Source organism: Bradyrhizobium sp. CFUWI, from assembly GCF_056429085.1.
Map to the genome: position 1 here is coordinate 1 of NZ_JBWJZE010000268.1, position 410 is coordinate 410.

At 78.0% G+C, this 410-nt stretch carries 1 protein-coding gene; it reads right to left on the reverse strand.

Annotation, left to right across the window (positions count from 1 at the left end; translation table 11 throughout):
- Positions 1–323 (reverse strand): ChaN family lipoprotein (locus tag AC066S_RS39740; RefSeq protein ID WP_478272053.1); only part of this gene is annotated, 323 nt, incomplete at its 3' end.
- Positions 324–410: the final 87 nt, after the last annotated feature.

Below are 410 nucleotides of genomic sequence, written 5' to 3' on the forward strand. Positions count from 1 at the left end.
CGTGCGTCCCAGGCCGGATCGCGCATGGCATCGCGCATGCGCGCACGCGGCAGATTGCCGCCGAGCACCGGCACGCCGGCGCGCACGGCCTCCATCACCACCGGACCGTAGCGCTCCCAGGGCCAGGCCGCATCGTTCCAGGCCAGCGCCGCGCGCACGGCGGTTTCGCCGGCATCGCGCGGCAGGCCCTGCGTGCCGTGGCCGGCCTCGGCCATTTCCAGCACGACGGCCGACAGGGCGCCGCGCGCGCCCAGCGCCGCCACCGCTTCGCGCTGCAGGCGCTGGTGGTCCGGCGCGTCGTGCTGCTCGCCCAGCAGCAGCACGGGGGGAGGCAGCAGCGCGGCCCAGGGCGCGGCTGCGTCGGCCGCAGGCGTTGCGGGAGGCGGTGGCGAGCGGGTATCGGCAGGCGG